The 14,017-nt window shown below is 75.1% G+C and carries 12 protein-coding genes; 3 read left to right on the forward strand and 9 right to left on the reverse strand.

Going from position 1 to position 14,017, the window contains the following annotated elements; genetic code table 11:
* Positions 1–63 precede the first annotated feature (63 nt).
* The 8 genes from D5H75_RS01905 to D5H75_RS01940 form a co-directional block, all read right to left on the reverse strand.
* Positions 64–945 carry an ABC transporter substrate-binding protein gene (locus D5H75_RS01905; RefSeq protein ID WP_119924546.1) on the reverse strand — a complete coding sequence of 294 codons (882 nt, stop codon included), beginning with the start codon at positions 943–945 and terminating at the stop codon, positions 64–66.
* Positions 942–2,054: an LLM class flavin-dependent oxidoreductase gene (locus D5H75_RS01910; RefSeq protein ID WP_119924547.1), complete on the reverse strand. Its 1,113-nt coding sequence runs from the start codon at positions 2,052–2,054 to the stop codon at positions 942–944. Before D5H75_RS01910 ends, D5H75_RS01905 begins: the two co-directional genes overlap by 4 nt.
* The gene (locus tag D5H75_RS01915) at positions 2,044–2,913 is read right to left on the reverse strand and encodes an LLM class flavin-dependent oxidoreductase (protein ID WP_119924548.1); all 870 of its coding nucleotides are present in this window, start codon (positions 2,911–2,913) and stop codon (positions 2,044–2,046) included. The genes D5H75_RS01910 and D5H75_RS01915 overlap by 11 nt, the downstream gene beginning before the upstream one ends.
* Positions 2,910–3,407, reverse strand: a complete 498-nt coding sequence (ssuE, locus tag D5H75_RS01920) for an NADPH-dependent FMN reductase (RefSeq protein WP_119924549.1) — start codon at positions 3,405–3,407, stop codon at positions 2,910–2,912. Before ssuE ends, D5H75_RS01915 begins: the two co-directional genes overlap by 4 nt.
* Positions 3,408–3,511: 104 nt before the next feature.
* Positions 3,512–4,222, reverse strand: coding sequence for an ABC transporter ATP-binding protein (locus tag D5H75_RS01925; RefSeq protein ID WP_119924550.1), 711 nt, complete (start codon positions 4,220–4,222; stop codon positions 3,512–3,514).
* Positions 4,219–5,058: an ABC transporter permease gene (locus tag D5H75_RS01930; protein WP_119924551.1), complete on the reverse strand. Its 840-nt coding sequence runs from the start codon at positions 5,056–5,058 to the stop codon at positions 4,219–4,221. The genes D5H75_RS01925 and D5H75_RS01930 overlap by 4 nt, the downstream gene beginning before the upstream one ends.
* On the reverse strand, positions 5,055–6,041 hold the full coding sequence (locus D5H75_RS01935; RefSeq protein WP_119924552.1) for an ABC transporter substrate-binding protein: 987 nt from the start codon (positions 6,039–6,041) through the stop codon (positions 5,055–5,057). The genes D5H75_RS01930 and D5H75_RS01935 overlap by 4 nt, the downstream gene beginning before the upstream one ends.
* Positions 6,034–7,005: an ABC transporter substrate-binding protein gene (locus tag D5H75_RS01940; RefSeq protein ID WP_119924553.1), complete on the reverse strand. Its 972-nt coding sequence runs from the start codon at positions 7,003–7,005 to the stop codon at positions 6,034–6,036. The genes D5H75_RS01935 and D5H75_RS01940 overlap by 8 nt, the downstream gene beginning before the upstream one ends.
* Positions 7,006–7,131: 126 nt before the next feature.
* Between D5H75_RS01940 and D5H75_RS01945 the strand changes: the two genes are divergently transcribed.
* The 3 genes from D5H75_RS01945 to D5H75_RS01955 all read left to right on the forward strand — a co-directional run bounded on the left by D5H75_RS01945 (position 7,132) and on the right by D5H75_RS01955 (position 9,645).
* Positions 7,132–7,905 (forward strand): IclR family transcriptional regulator, encoded by a 774-nt coding sequence (locus D5H75_RS01945; protein ID WP_119924554.1) that lies wholly within the window; start codon positions 7,132–7,134, stop codon positions 7,903–7,905.
* 187 nt (positions 7,906–8,092) lie between these two features.
* Positions 8,093–8,470 carry an ArsR/SmtB family transcription factor gene (locus D5H75_RS01950; RefSeq protein WP_242453937.1) on the forward strand — a complete coding sequence of 126 codons (378 nt, stop codon included), beginning with the start codon at positions 8,093–8,095 and terminating at the stop codon, positions 8,468–8,470.
* Complete coding sequence (locus D5H75_RS01955) at positions 8,467–9,645, forward strand: MFS transporter (RefSeq protein ID WP_119924555.1); 1,179 nt, start codon at positions 8,467–8,469, stop codon at positions 9,643–9,645. Before D5H75_RS01950 ends, D5H75_RS01955 begins: the two co-directional genes overlap by 4 nt.
* Before the next feature lie 151 nt (positions 9,646–9,796).
* Here the strand turns inward: D5H75_RS01955 and D5H75_RS01960 are convergent, their stop codons facing one another.
* Complete coding sequence (locus D5H75_RS01960) at positions 9,797–13,834, reverse strand: S8 family serine peptidase (protein ID WP_119924556.1); 4,038 nt, start codon at positions 13,832–13,834, stop codon at positions 9,797–9,799.
* Positions 13,835–14,017 lie beyond the last annotated feature (183 nt).

Raw genomic sequence — 14,017 nt, forward strand, 5'->3', positions numbered from 1 at the left:
GCCGCGCGCCCCTGCCGCCCACGTGCGGGCGGAGGGGCGCGCGGGTCTCGGGGTGGGCGCGGGTCAGCGGGTTCGGGCGACCAGTTCGCCGATCTCGGGGAGCACGGCGTCGGCGACGGTGATCTTCCGCTGGATGAGGCCGTTGGCGTGGAACAGGTCGGCGGCGTGCTGCTGCTCGGCGACGAACTCCTCGCTGACCGGGTGCAGGCCCCAGGGCCGGGTGCGCAGCGCGTGTTCCCAGGCGTCCAGGTCGCCGTCGAACAGGGCCGCGGCCTGGCGCGGGTGCTCCTGCGTCCAGCGGTCGGCCCGCTGCAGCGCGGTGACGATGCGCTCCAGTTCCCCGGGCCGCTCGCGGGCGAAGTCGCGGCGGGTGAACCACAGGGAGCGGTGGCTGAACAGGCCGGGGGTCTCCACGAGGGTCCTGGTGCGGGACTCGACGGGCGTCAGGTACGGGTAGGAGCCGACCCAGGCGTCCACGTCGCCGTTCACCAGCAGTTCGGCGGCGTCGCCGTACGCGTCCACGGGGATGACGTCGCCCCAGCCGAGCCCGGCCCGGTCCAGCGCCAGCAGCAGCAGGGTGGTCTGCCAGGAGCCGTGCCCGAGGGCGACGCGCTTGCCCTTCAGCTCGGCCACGGAGCCGATCGGCGAGTCGTCCCGCACCACCAGGCGGCCGTTCTCGACGCGAGGGCCGGAGATCGCCACGTACACGATGTCGTGGCCCTTGGCCTGGGCGGTGATCGGCGGGGTCGAGCCGGTGCCGATGAAGTCGTATCCGCCGTCGAACAGGTGGTCGCCGTGGGCGGACGGCAGGGCCCGGGTGGGATCGACGGGCTCGCCCCGGCCCAGGGTGTTCAGGTCCACCCAGTGGGCGCCGGGCAGCAGGTCGCGGTGGCGGGCGACCCAGAGGGTGTTGTTCTGCGGGAAGAAGCCGACTCGGGTGGTCATGAGGTCCGTCCTTTCAGGAGTGGCAGTACGTGGCGGCCCACGCGGTGGGCCTCTTCGAGGTGGGGGATCCCGGCCAGGATGAAGGCGTCCACGCCGAGGCCCATGAGCTGGTCGAGGCGTTCGGCGACCTGCCGGTAGTCGCCGACGAGGCCGAAGGCGGGGCCGTCGCGCAGGTGGCCGAACCCGCCCCACACGTTGGGGGCGACCTCCAGGGCGCGGGGGTCGTCGCCCGCGCCGGCGAGGAAGCCGCGGCTGCGGCGCACGCCGACGGAGTCGCCCTCGGTGGACTCGCTCCGGCGCGGGCGGGCCTGCCAGCCCTGCCGGATCTCCTCCCAGGCCTCCTCCTCGCTCTCGCGGGCGAGCAGGTCGACGCGTACGGCGAAGCGGGGCGGGGTGGCGCTGCGCGCGCGGACGGCGTCGAACTTCTCCGCCAGCGCCTCGAACGGCTCCAGCCAGGACAGGTAGTAGTCGGCGTGGCGGCCGGCGGCGTCGATGGCGGCGGCGGAGGAGCCGGAGAAGAAGATCTCCGGGAACGGCTGGCCGGCCAGTTCGGGCGGCAGGGCGGCGTTCTCGACCTGGTAGAAGCGGCCGTGGTGGGTGTGGCCGCGGCCGTGGCCGGCCTGCCAGACGCCCTTGAGCACGTCCAGGAATTCGGAGGTGCGGGCGTAGCGGTCGTCGTGCTCCACCTTGTCGCCCCACCAGAGCTGGGCGGGGCCGCCGCCGCCGGAGATGACGTTGTAGACGATGCGGCCGCCGGTGGCGCGCTGGAGGGTGGCCGTCATGCGCGCGGCCTGGACGGGGTGCAGGAATCCGGGCTGGAAGGCGACCATGAAGCGGTACGACGTGGTCTGGCGGGCGAGGGTCGCGGCGGCGGCCCAGGGGTCGTCGGTGTGGGGGAAGTTCGGGAGCAGGCCGCCGACGAAGCCGTTGTCCTCGGCGGCCCTGGCGACCTCGGCCATGTAGTCGGCGTGGTTGTAGCCGTCGTCGCGGCCGTCGCGGGTGCCGGGGGCGGTGCCGCCGGGGGTGAAGCCGCCGCGGCTGCGGACGCGGCGGCGCAGGGAGGGCTGGTCGCCCTCCATGTGGATGCGCCAGTAGATGTCAACGGTCACGGGCCCGCTCCTTGACGTGCTCGCCGAGGCGGTAGACGTCCTCGGTCCGGAGGAAGAACTCGGTGACGCCGAGCGCGGCGTAGTCGTCGGCGTCGTCGATCGAGGTCAGGCGCACGCCGTACCGCAGGCCCGGGAGTTCGGGGATGAGCGCGGCCAGGTCGTCGCCGGCGGAGAAGACGTGCACGTCGGCGTGGCGCCGCGACAGTTCCAGGGCGTGGGGGGAGGTTCCCGACAGGTGCACCTCGGGGAAGGGCGGGGACGACAGCGGCGGGCCGAAGCCGCCCGCGGCGACCTGGTAGAAGTCGCCGTGGAAGTCGACGGGGCCGCCCTGCCACACGGCCTTGGCGACGGTCAGGAACTCGTCCGCGCGGGCGTGCCGGGCGGGGCCGGTCAGGAAGTCGCCCTGTGCGCGGGCCACGGCCGGGTCCAGGTCGACGGCGAGCCGCCAGCCGAGGCGTCCTGCGCTGAATCGCTGCAGGGACGCCGAGAGCTTGGCGGCGTAGACGGGGGTGGCCGCGGCGGGGTGGAACTCGGCGATGACGCGCAGGTGGCGGGTGTGGCGCAGGGCGCCGGCGGCGACGGTGAGGGATTCGTGCCCGTCCGGGTCGAAGGGGACGAGCGCGCCGGCCCATCCGGACAGGTCCGCGGCCACGGCGGCGCCCCGGGCGGGGTCGGCGGGCTCAGGCCGTACGTCGGTGACGAAGGCCGGCAGGTCGGCGGGGGCGGGACTCCTGGTGGGCAGGATGACGTGGAAGCGCGGGGTGGCGTGGTCCGCGCGGGCGGGCGCGGCCTGGGCGGTGGCGGTGGCGGTGGCGCGGCGCGCGGCGGGCTCGGCGGCCCGGGTGCCGGCGGCGGTCATGCCGCGGCCTCCAGGGGGACCTCCGCCAGCAGGGCGTCGATGCGCGGGAGCAGGTCTTGTGCCAGCGGCTCGATCTGGGTGTCCAGGACGAACAGGCCGCGGGTGACGTGGCGGGCGCCGAGGACGCTCAGCACGGGCCGCAGGGCGTAGTCCACGGCGAGCAGGTGGGCGGCGGTGCCCCCGGTGGCGACCGGCACGACCGTCTTGCCGGTGAAGGCGCCCTGGGGCAGGACGTCCAGGAACGCCTTGAGCAGGCCGGTGTAGGAGGCCTTGTAGATGGGGGTGGCGGCGACGATCGTCGTGGCGGCGGCCACCTGTTCGGTGGCGCGGGCCAGGCCGGGGTGGGCGGTGTCGCCGTGCAGCAGGGCTTCGGCGGGCAGGTCGCGCAGGCGCAGGACGGTGGCGGGCCGGTCCATGCGGCCGGCCAGGTGGTCGAGCAGGCGGGCGGTGCGGGAGGCGGCCGAGGGGCTGCCGGAGATGAGCAGGACGGACATGTCTGATCTTTCCTAGGGTTCAGCGGGAACGGGCGGCGTCCGGGGAGGTCCCGGTCAGCGGTCTGTCCCGGAAGGTGGTACGGCGGGGCGGCGGCCGGTGCTCGTCATGGGGCCGCCGCCGCGTGCGCCTCCACGCCGAGGTCGGCCAGGAGGCGGCGGCGCAGTCCGACGAAGTCGGGGTCGGTGCGGTCGCGTGGCCGGTCGAGCCCGACCTGGACGTCGGTGACGAACGCGCCCTCGCGCAGCACGGCGACGCGGTCGGCGAGCAGGATGGCCTCCTCGACGTCGTGGGTGACCAGGACCACGGCCGGGCGGTGCCGGGCGCACAGTTCGGCGATGAGTTCCTGCATGTGCAGCCGGGTCAGGGCGTCCAGCGCGGCGAACGGCTCGTCGAGCAGGAGCAGGTCCGGTTCGCGCACCAGGGCCCTGGCCAGCGCGACCCGCTGCGCCTCGCCGCCGGAGAGGGTGGCGGGCCAGGCGTCGGCGTGGCCGCTCAGCCCCACCTCGGCCAGGGCCGCCAGCCCCTTGGGGCGGGCGGCGCGGCCCTGGCCGATGATCACGTTGGCGAGGGCGCGCTTGGAGGGGATGAGGCGGGGCTCCTGGAAGACGACGGTGCGGACGGGCGGGACCAGGACGCTTCCGCCGGTGGCGGAGTCCAGTCCGGCCAGGATGCGCAGGAGGGTGGTCTTGCCGGTGCCACTGGCCCCCAGCAGCGCGAGGAACTCGCCGCGCCGCACGTCCAGGTCCACGCCGTCGAGCACGGCCCGCTCGCCGAAGACCTTGCGCAGCCCGCGGGCGCGTACGGCCAGGCTCATCGGATCGTCACCGTCCTGCGCCAGGGCATCGCGAGCCGCTCGGCCAGGCGCAGGGTCAGGTCGGCGGCCAGTCCGATCACGGCGTACAGCAGCACGCACAGGGCGAGGATGTCGGTGCGCAGGTAGTCGGTGGCGCGGGCCATGAGGTAGCCGAGCCCGGCGGTCACATTGATCTCCTCGGCGGCGATGAGCGCGATCACGCTGAGCGTGGTGGACAGCCGCAGCCCGGCGAAGATGGACGGCAGCGCGCCCGGGAGCACGACCTCGCGGGCGATGGCGAGCCGGCCCAGGCCGAAGGAGCGGGCGGCTTCGACGACCTTGCGGTCCACGGTGCGGACGCCGCTGGAGACGTTGACGTACATGGGGAACGTGCAGGCGACCGCGATCAGGAGGATCTTGGACGCTTCCTCGATGCCGAACCAGACGATGAACAGCGAGGTCAGGGCCAGGAAGGGGATGGCGCGCAGGGCCTGCATCGAGGAGTCGACGAGTTCTTCGCCGAGCCGGGTGAAGCCGGAGACGACGCCCAGCACGAGCCCGGTGGAGGCGCCCAGCAGGAGGCCGAGCCCGGCCCTGGTGACCGAGACGCGCAGCGCTTCGGGGAGCTGGCCGTCGGCCCACAGGTCGGCGAAGGTGGCGGCGACGTCCTGGGGGCCGGCGAGCACGTCCTTGGTCAGGGCGCCGGTGGCGGTGGCGGCGTACCAGGCGGTGAGCAGCAGGGCGGGGCCGACGGCGCGCAGCGCGAGGGTGAGGGCGGGGTGGCGGCCGGCCGATCGCGGGGGTCGCGGGGCGACGAGGCCGTGGGCGACGACGGGGGTGGTGGTGGTCACGGTCATGGCCGGGCCCTGCCGAGGGTCGTCACGTCCACGACGTGGCGGGAGACGTCCAGCGGCGCGGTGAGCACCTTCTGGTCGAGGAAGAACCTGGCCACGTCCTGGTATTTGGCGATCTCGGTGGGGGTGACCGCCTGGGCGGGCCTGCCCTTGCGCTGGATGTCGACGACGAGGTCCTTCTGCTCGCCCTGGACGGCCTGCGGGCCGGTCTGGGTGAAGACGTTCAGGTACGCCGCGGGGTCGGCGATCTCCTTGGCGCTGCCCTGCCTGATGAAGTCGAACAGGGCTCTGACCACCTCGGGGTGCTCGCGCAGGAGCTTGTCGGCGGCCACGTAGATCACGTAGTTGTCGGATCCAATCGCCTCGCCGTCGGCCAGGACGCGCGCGTCCAGGTCGGTGACGGCGGGGATGAGGAAGGTGGAGAACGTCGACCAGGCGTCCACCTTGCCCGAGCCGAAGACGGGGGCGGTCTGGGGCGGCTGCAGGTAGACGCGCTTGACCTTCTCGACCGGCACGTTGAAGGTCTGCAGGGCCTTGAGCAGCAGGTACTCGCTGGTGCCGCCGTGCCCGACGGCGACGCTGCGCCCGGCGAGGTCGGCGACCGACTTGATCGGTGAGTCGTTCTTGACCACGATGCCCTCGCCGGCCAGGTCGGGCGGGACGGTGGCGAAGATCTTGAAGCTGGGCCGTACGGCCAGCGCGGTGACGCCGGCGGTGATGGAGCCGGTGGCGATGTCGAGCGAGCCGGCGTTGATGGCCTGGGCGGCGGGGGCGAACACCGGGAAGTCGCCGGCCCACTTGACCTTGGCGTTGACCTTGGCCAGGGCGGCGTCGAGGCTGCCGTCGCGCTTGGCGACGGCCAGGAAGCCGCTGTTGCCGGGGTCGGAGATGCGCACGACGACCTGCTCCCGTCCGGCGGCCGCGCCGGTGCCGCCGCAGGCCGCGGCCAGGAGGGCGAGGGGGAGGGCTAGCAGCAGCTTACGCATGGGTTACTCCTTGGAGCGGGGTGTGATCGGCCCAGGCCGCCACGTCCACGGGCGAGGGGAGGAAGCCGTGGCCGCGCAGGAAGCGCTCCTGCTCGGCCAGCAGGCCGAGGCGCTCGGCGGACAGGTCGAGGTGGAGCGAGGCGCCGGGGACGTAGGCGGCGGCGACGCCGGTCGCGCCGGCGCCCGTCTCGGCCGCCAGGATCCGGGCCACCTCGGCCGGGTGCTGGGCGGCCCAGTCGGCAGCGCGCAGCAGGACGGCCAGGAAGCGGGTGGCCACCTGCGGGTGCTCGTCCAGCAGGCGCTGGTGCACGGTGATCGGGCGGGGGGTGCCGTTGTTGATCCGGGTGCGCCGGTCCGGGAGCGCGTCCAGGTCGATGCCGACCTCGGCGCCGTGGCGCGGGGCGGCCTCGGCGGCGAGCGCGCCCTTGACGTAGACCGCGTCGACGCGGCCCCCGGCCAGCGCGGCCAGTTCCGCCTCCCACTGGCCGGCGCCGGGCTGGGCCTGGACGTCCACCAGGTCGGCGTCGCCGAGGCCGAGCCCGGCCGCGGACAGCGCGCCGTGAAATCCGCGCAGGGCCATGGCACGCCAGAAGTCGATGGCGATGGGGTGCCGGGGCACCGCCAGGCGCAGGCCCTTGAGCTGCGCGGGGTTCTCCAGGGCGGTGCCGCGGCGGACCAGGATGGCCTGCCGTTCCTCGATCCAGGTGAGCCCGATGAGCCGGGTGGCCTCGCCGCGCGAGCGCGCCCACAGGGCCGGGACGTTGCCGCCTTCGCGGAACAGGCCGGTGAGCGCGTGGGTGTAGTGGGTCTCGCGGGGCGCGCCGGGGTGGTCCTGCAGGGAGCGGACCTCGATCCCGTCGGCGGCGAACTCCCGGGCCAGCCAGCCCTGGTCGGCCGCGATGCCCGTGGCGGTGGGGACGGGACAGCGGGTGAACCAGATGGCGTCGAGTGCGGCTGTGATCATGGGGCCAGAGTTTGCCACTAAGTTGGTAGGAAATACAAAAAATGTCCCGCGATGCGGGAAACGCCCCCGGCCCGGGCCGCCCCCACCTGGCCCCGGCTCCCCCTACGCAGAAGACGGAGTTCCCGCATGGCAGCAGACGGCGCGGTCCAGTCGGTCCGCAGGGCGCTCGGCCTGCTCGGCTGCTTCGGCGGCGGCGACGCCTCGCTCGGCCTGTCCGACCTGGCGCGGCGCGCGGGGCTGTCCACCTCGACCACGCACCGCCTGGCCAGGACGCTGACCGGCGCGGGCTTCCTGGAGCAGGAGCCGTCCACCGGCCGCTACCGGCTGGGACCCTCGATCACCGAGCTGGGACAGCTCTCCTTCCACCGGCGCGGCCTGCATCGCATCGCCCCCGAGCTGGCCGAGCTGGCCAAGATCACCTCGGCCACCGTGGACCTGGCCGTCCGCAACGACCGGCACGCGGTGATCTTGAGCGGCGGTTCGCTCAACCCCGACAGCGGGGCCGGCCTGCGCCGTCCCCTGCACTCCACCGCCCTGGGCAAGGTGCTGCTGGCCTGGGATCCCGAGGCCGGCGCCGGCCTGGCGGCACTCGGCCCGCTACGGGCGCTGACCGGCCGCACCATCGTGGACCACGACGAGCTGCGCGCCGAGCTGGGCCGCGTGCGCGAGTGCGGGTACGCCCTCAACGACGAGGAGTCGGGCGACGGCGTGCGCACCGTCGCGGTGCCCGTGCTCGACCGGCAGAACCACGTGCGCTACGCGCTGGCCGTACGCTCCACGCCGCAGGTCATCGCCGACGCGCGGATCGGCTGGTTCGTCGCGCACGCCCGCTCCTGCGCCCGCGCCCTGGAGATCCTGCTCATCCCGCCCGCCGAGCGCCGCCTCCATCCCCCCGCCTGAGACCCCCGGCCCGGATCGGCATCGCCGCCCGCCGCGCCCACGCGGACGCCGGCTCCCCGCGGAGAGCGATGAGCGCTCCAGAGGCGTTCGGCGGGCGTTCGGAGCGGTCGGACGGGGGGCGGCGATCGTGCGACAATGTTCGCACTATTATTGTGCGAACATTGTCGCACGATTGAGGAGGCCGGCCGTGGCCGCCGTACGCACCTATGTGCATCCTGAGACCGAGGACATCTCGCTGCCGCGTGTGCTGTTCGCGCTCAGTGAGCCGTTGCGCCTGGAGATGGTCCGCAAACTCGCCGAGGAGGGCGAGGTGGACAGCATCGAACTCGGCCCCGATCTGCCGAGGTCGACCCTGACCCATCACACCAGCCTGCTGCGTGAGTCCGGCGTGGCGTTCGTTCGCGCCGAGGGCCGCAAGTGCATGATCAGCCTGCGCGCGGAGGACCTGGAAGCCCGGTTCCCCGGCCTGGTCGGCACCATCCTGGCCGGGTACGGCCGCGCCCGGGCCGGCGAACGCCACGAGGGCCGGCACGCTGAGAGCGCGGACCCGGAGACCGGCCGATGATCCGCCGGCTGTGGCCCTTGGTGGCCGCCACCATCTCGCTCGGCATCGACGCCTACGTGCTGGCCGGCGTCCTGCCCCGGATCGCGGACTCGCTCGCGGCGTCGGTGGCCGCCATCGGCCTGGGCGTCACCGCGTTCACGGGCGCGTACGCCTTCGCCGGGCCGCTGCTGTCGGGGCCGCTGGTCGCCGGTTCCACGCGGCGCGCCCTGGCCGTGGCGCTGGCGTTGTTCAACATCGGCAACCTGATCACCGCGCTGGCCCCGGGCATCGCGGTGTTCCTGGGCGCGCGCGTGGTGGCCGGCGTCGGCGCGGGGGTCCTGACCGCGGTGGCGACCGCCACGGCCGCCGCGATGGTCACCGACCGTGAGCGCGGGCGGGCCATGGCGCTGGTGACCTTCGGGCTGTCGACGGGGACGGTGGCGGGGGTGCCGGTCGGCATGCTCATCGGCCAGTGGGCCGGGTGGCGCTGGACCATGGGCCTGGTCGTGGCGATCGGCGCCGTCAGCATGGCCGCGGTCCTGGCCCGGCGGGCGCCCTATCCCTCCATCGCGGTGGTCCGGATCGGGGAGAACCTGCGCCTGCTCAGGTCCCCCGCGGTCACCACCGGCGTGATCGTGGCCTTCCTGCTCGGGGTGGCGAGTCTGGGCCTGTACACCTACCTGGTGCCCATGGCCGACGCGCGGGGCCTGGCCGGGTGGGCGTTCACCCTGGTGTGGGTGTGGGGCGTCGGCGGGGTCGCGGGTTCGGCGCTGATCGGAAGGCCCCTGGACGCCCTGGGCTCGCGGCGGCTGCTGCCGGTCGTCGTGGCGGTCCTGGCCCTGGCGCTGGGCTCCCTGCTCGTGGCGGACCACCCCGCCGTGTGGCTCGTCGCGGTCGCTCTGTGGGGGGCCGCGGGATGGGCGAGCGTCCCCGTCCTGCAGCACCGCCTCGTCCAGGGGCGACGGCGTCAAGCGATGCCGGTCATCGCGTTCCAGATGGCCGCCATGTATCTGGGCTCGGCCGCCGGCGCGGCCGTGGGCGGGCGGCTGCTGGACCACGGGAGCTCCGCCGGGGCTCTTCCCGGGTGGGCGGTGGGCACCGCGCTCCTGACGCTTCCCCTGGCGCTGACCCTCACGCGAGGGCGCGCGGCGCGCCCGCCCTCGCGGCCCCGGGCGGACCTCACCACCGTGCCCTGACCGGCCGTCGTCCGCCCCCGGCGGTCGCGTCCGGGTCGCCGGGCAGGGCTGCTCCTCCGGGCGGCGCGAGGCCCCTGCCGCCTCCACGGCGGGGGCGGCAGGGGCGGGCGTTCGCGCGCGGGGTCCGGGGATCGGGCGCCGCGGGCGGGGATCAGTGGCGGAGGGCGTAGGCGTTCAGGACGGTCTGCTCGACGGTGGAGCCCGCGGCGTTCCTGGCGGTGGCCCGCAGGGAGACGGTGGTGCCCTCCGCGAGCGGCGGGTGGATGATGCGGGCCTCGTAGCGGCCCTCACCCGTGCGGCGCGCGGGCGCGTCCTTCCAGGTGCGGCCGCGGTCGTAGCTGATCTTCAGGGTGAGGCCGGTGATGGCGGTCTGTTCAGGGCCGTCCTGGTGGTAGACCTCCAGGGGCAGCCGCAGGAGGCCGGGGGCGCGGGCGGTGTTGTCCAGGGCGAGCACCGACGCCAGGCCGTACCTGATCAGGGGGACGCGCTCGATCCGGCAGGGGCCCTTGGCGGTCCCGATGTTGGCCACGCAGGCCACCTGGGGGGTGCCCTCGTCCTTGGCGGGGGCCTGTGAGGTGAACTCCCAGGTGGTGGTCACGTCGGTGGCGCGCTGGACGAGCCGGCCCAACGTGGTCGCCCGGTGCTCCAGCCGGTACCTGGCCGCCCCCGGCTCGCCGGAAAGGTCGAAGCGCGGGAAGCCGCCGGCGGAGGGGATCTCCCGGCCGTCCCGGCTCAGCCGGCCCCGCGTGGTCGCGTAGTCCTGCCCGGCGCCCCACTTGTGCGCGATGGCCCCGGTCAGCCAGGGGAACACGATCAGGTCGCGGGCGTCCCGGCAGACCGTGCAGACGGTGGCCGGGGCGCCGTTGAGGATCAGCCGCGAGGCCAGCGCGTCGGCCTCGGGGCGCGCCCGGTAGGCGCCGACGACCTGGGGGGCGAACCAGTCCTCCCGGGTGCGCTCGGGCCGCGCGAACACGTCCCAGCCCTGCTCCTCCAGGTCGCCGAAGTCCGCCCAGCGCTCCTTGAGGGCGCGCGCCTGGGCGAAGCGGTACCACACGACGTCGCGTGAGGTGGCCCCGTAGTACTCGGTGCGGGCGCGCGGCGCGGTCAGCAGCGCCGGCCCGCCGTGCAGGGTGACCAGGTCGAGGTTGACCCCGTCGGTCCCGTAGGAGAGCAGCGCCGGGTTGATCGCGGCGGGCGCGTCCGCGCGGTAGCGCGCGTCCACCTCGGCGAGCCGGTCGGCGCCGGCCTCGTACGCCGGGGGGTCGGCGATCCTGTCCCCGCCGGCCGTCAGGCGCAGGTGGTAGAGGTAGGACTCCTCGGCCCGCGCCCGCAGTTCGACGAACACCGGGCGCTTGCGGGTCAGGGCGCGCAGCGCGGCGCCCTCCCCCGGCCCGGCGCTGAGCACCGGCACGGCGACCCGGTCGGCGTAGGCGGGCTGGTCGCGGGCCTGCCATTCCCAGTACGGCAGGGCCTCGTCGCTGTAGGCGATCACGCCGAGGGCGCCGGCGGCGCCCAGCCGGTCGAGCAGTTGCCTGGCGTGGCCGGTGTTGACCGCGTTGCCCTGTCGCCAGCTCCACGACACCAGGGCCAGCTTCCCGCGCACCCCGGCGCGGGCGATCTCCTCGGCTCCGCCCGCGCCCACGTCGGCCACCTGCACGGTGCGGGTGGTGTCCAGGCGCGGCTGCGCGAAGTGGTAGTGCGGCGCGCTGAGGGTGATCTTCGGCGCGTCGCGGCCGAGGACGCGGGCGGTGGCGCGCGGTTCGGCGAGGGTGAACATCCCGGTGGAGCGCAGCGTGCCGGTGGTGACCGGTTCGGTCGGGGTGAAGGCGAGCGTGTCGCGGGCCGCGGCCGAGGGCAGGACGTCGCTGCCGCCCGCGGCGGTGCGCCAGCCCACGGCCCAGGCGCCCACCTGCGCGGTCTCGCGGATCAGCGCCTGGTGGGAGGCGCGCTGCTCGGCCGGGCGCGGCGTCTTGACGGTGACCGGCTTGGCCCGGCGCCCGTCGATCACGACCTCCGTGTCGCGCTCGACCTTCACCTCGGGGTCGACGAGGTTGACGGTGGTCAGGTCCCCGGTCTCGGGGTCGTAGACGAGGAAGTGGGTGATGGCCATGTAGGTGCCGCGCGGGACGCGGATCTGGGAGACCGGCACGTCGCGGGGCGCCGAGTAGAGGCCGGGCTCGTCCAGCCGGAGCAGGTTCCAGTAGACGAACTCCTCGATTCGCTGCTGGGTGGGCCAGCCCTTCGGGGGGATGGCGCGGAGGGTGAGGTTCTGGCCGGGCGTCTCCTTGACCGCGCCCACCGCCAGGCGCAGCACCTCGGCGCCGCCGGGGCCGGTCGCGCGGACGGCCCCGCCGTACGCGCCGAAGCCCGCGTCGCCGGTGAGGTCGAGCGCGACGGTGAGGCCGGCGGTGCCGCCGGGCGGGATCGTCACGGTGCCGGGCGAGACGATGCCCGCTCCGGCGATGGGGGCCCCCTTGCCCCGCCGTACCTCGGCGGTGAGGGTGAGCGTGAGGGGCGCGGCGCCGTGGTTGGTCAGGGTGACCGGGCGGGGCTCGGTCCGGTACGGCGCGGCCACGAGGCCGAAGCCGAGGCTGGACACGTCGGCCGTGACGGTCTGCTCGACGGCGCGGGCGACGTCCACCCGGCCGGCGCCCTGCTGGAAGACGGTCAGGTCCGGGTTCGGCCTGGCGGTGCCGGTGAGGGCGGACTTGAGCGCGGCGGCCTTCCAGCCGGGGTGGCGCGCGGCGAGGATCGCGGCGGCCCCGGCCACGTGGGGGGCGGCCATGGAGGTGCCTCTCGCGCTGGTGTACAGGTCGTTCACGGGGGTGGGCATGGAGGTGCCGGCGGCGCGGGCGGCCACGATGTCCACGCCGGGGGCGGTGATGTCGGGCTTGAGCGCGCCGGATCCCTGGAGCGGGCCCTGGCTGGAGAAGGGGGCGAGCGCGTCCCGCTTGTCCACGGCGCCGACGGTGAGGGCGCTGGGAGCCGCGCCGGGCGGGCCGATGGTCCCGGCGCCGCCGGTGTTGCCCGCGGCGACCACGAACAGGGTGCCGGTCGTGGCGGTGAGCCGGTCGACCGCCTGGCTGAAGGGGTCGGTGCCGTCGCTCGGGGCCGGGATGCCCAGGCTCATGTTGACGACGCGGGCGCCCTTGCCTGCGGCCCACTCCATCCCGTCGATGATGGCCGAGGTCGGCCCCTCGCCCGAGTCCGCCAGGACCTTGCCCACCATCAGCCGCGCGCCCGGGGCGACGCCCCTGTGCCTCCCGCCCGAGGCCGCGCCGGTGCCGGCGATGGTGGCGGCCACGTGGGTGCCGTGGCCGTGGCCGTCGGCGGCCGAGGCGTCGGCGCTGAAGTTCTCGGTCGCGTCGATCTTGCCCTTCACGTCGGGGTGGGCGGCGTCGATGCCGGTGTCCAGGACGGCGACGGTGGCGCCGGTGCCGTCGTGGCCCGCGGCCCAGGCCGTGGGGGCGCCGATCTGCGGGACGCTCTGGTCCAGGGCCGGGCGCACGGTGCGGTCCAGCCAGATCCGCCGCAGCCCGGCGCCCAGGGCCGGGCGGCCGGCCCGTCCGGGCGCGGGCGCGGCGCGCTTGGCGGCGGCCGCGGGCTCGGCGGCGACCTTCGCCCAGAACTCGGCCAGGCGCGGCTTGGCCAGGCGGACCGCGGCCCCGGTGATGCTCTCCAGGGCGCGGGGCCGTTCGGCGGCCGGCAGCGCGTCGGCCTGCCGGGCGAGGGCGCCCGGGGCGGCCGCGCCGTACTGGACGATCACCGGGAGCGCGGCCTCGCGGTCGTCGGTGTGGCCCTGCTCGGCGAGCGCGCGGACGTTGAACAGGTCGCGTTCGACGAGTTGTTCGGCGAACAGGCCCTGGGCGTCGGAGGGGATGACGTACAGGTCTCCGGCGGGGGTCTCCAGGGTCTGGAACCGCACGGGCGGGCTGCCGGCGGGGCGCGGGGCGGCGGTCAGGGGGGTCGCGGTGTAGCGGGGGCGGCCCTTACGGTCGGCGACGCGGCGCACGAGCACGACGTCACCGGTGATCAGGGTGATCTTCCGGCCGGGGAGCCCTCCGGCGGCCTGGGGCGGCGGCGCCCCGGTGGCGGCGGAGGGCGGCGCCGGTGTCGGTGTCGGTGGATCGGCGGCCGCGGGTACGGCGGCGCCGGACGCCACCAGCACCGCGATCCCGGCGATCCCCACAAGTCGCGCCCCACGGCGCCGTCCGGCCGGTTCTCCCATGCCCCACCTCCGCGAGATCGTCTGGGATGGAAGATGACTCGCGGGACAGGAAGTGTCCATATAAGGAAATGTCCGGTAGTGGAAAACGCCTTATCCGGCCAGCGCGCCCCGCGCCCGCCTTCCCGCCGTACGGCTCGGCTCCGC

It is taken from the genome of Bailinhaonella thermotolerans (assembly GCF_003594875.1).
In the GTDB taxonomy this organism is placed as follows: domain Bacteria; phylum Actinomycetota; class Actinomycetes; order Streptosporangiales; family Streptosporangiaceae; genus Bailinhaonella; species Bailinhaonella thermotolerans.

Bases quoted from the DNA above. Each gene is read 5' to 3' on its own strand.
- D5H75_RS01935 (WP_119924552.1), bottom strand. From the start codon at position 6,041: ATGCGTAAGCTGCTGCTAGCCCTCCCCCTCGCCCTCCTGGCCGCGGCC.
- D5H75_RS01915 (WP_119924548.1), bottom strand. From the start codon at position 2,913: ATGACCGCCGCCGGCACCCGGGCCGCCGAGCCCGCCGCGCGCCGCGCC.
- D5H75_RS01940 (WP_119924553.1), bottom strand. From the start codon at position 7,005: ATGATCACAGCCGCACTCGACGCCATCTGGTTCACCCGCTGTCCCGTC.
- D5H75_RS01925 (WP_119924550.1), bottom strand. From the start codon at position 4,222: ATGAGCCTGGCCGTACGCGCCCGCGGGCTGCGCAAGGTCTTCGGCGAG.
- ssuE (WP_119924549.1), bottom strand. From the start codon at position 3,407: ATGTCCGTCCTGCTCATCTCCGGCAGCCCCTCGGCCGCCTCCCGCACC.
- D5H75_RS01905 (WP_119924546.1), bottom strand. From the start codon at position 945: ATGACCACCCGAGTCGGCTTCTTCCCGCAGAACAACACCCTCTGGGTC.
- D5H75_RS01930 (WP_119924551.1), bottom strand. From the start codon at position 5,058: ATGACCGTGACCACCACCACCCCCGTCGTCGCCCACGGCCTCGTCGCC.
- D5H75_RS01945 (WP_119924554.1), top strand. From the start codon at position 7,132: ATGGCAGCAGACGGCGCGGTCCAGTCGGTCCGCAGGGCGCTCGGCCTG.
- D5H75_RS01955 (WP_119924555.1), top strand. From the start codon at position 8,467: ATGATCCGCCGGCTGTGGCCCTTGGTGGCCGCCACCATCTCGCTCGGC.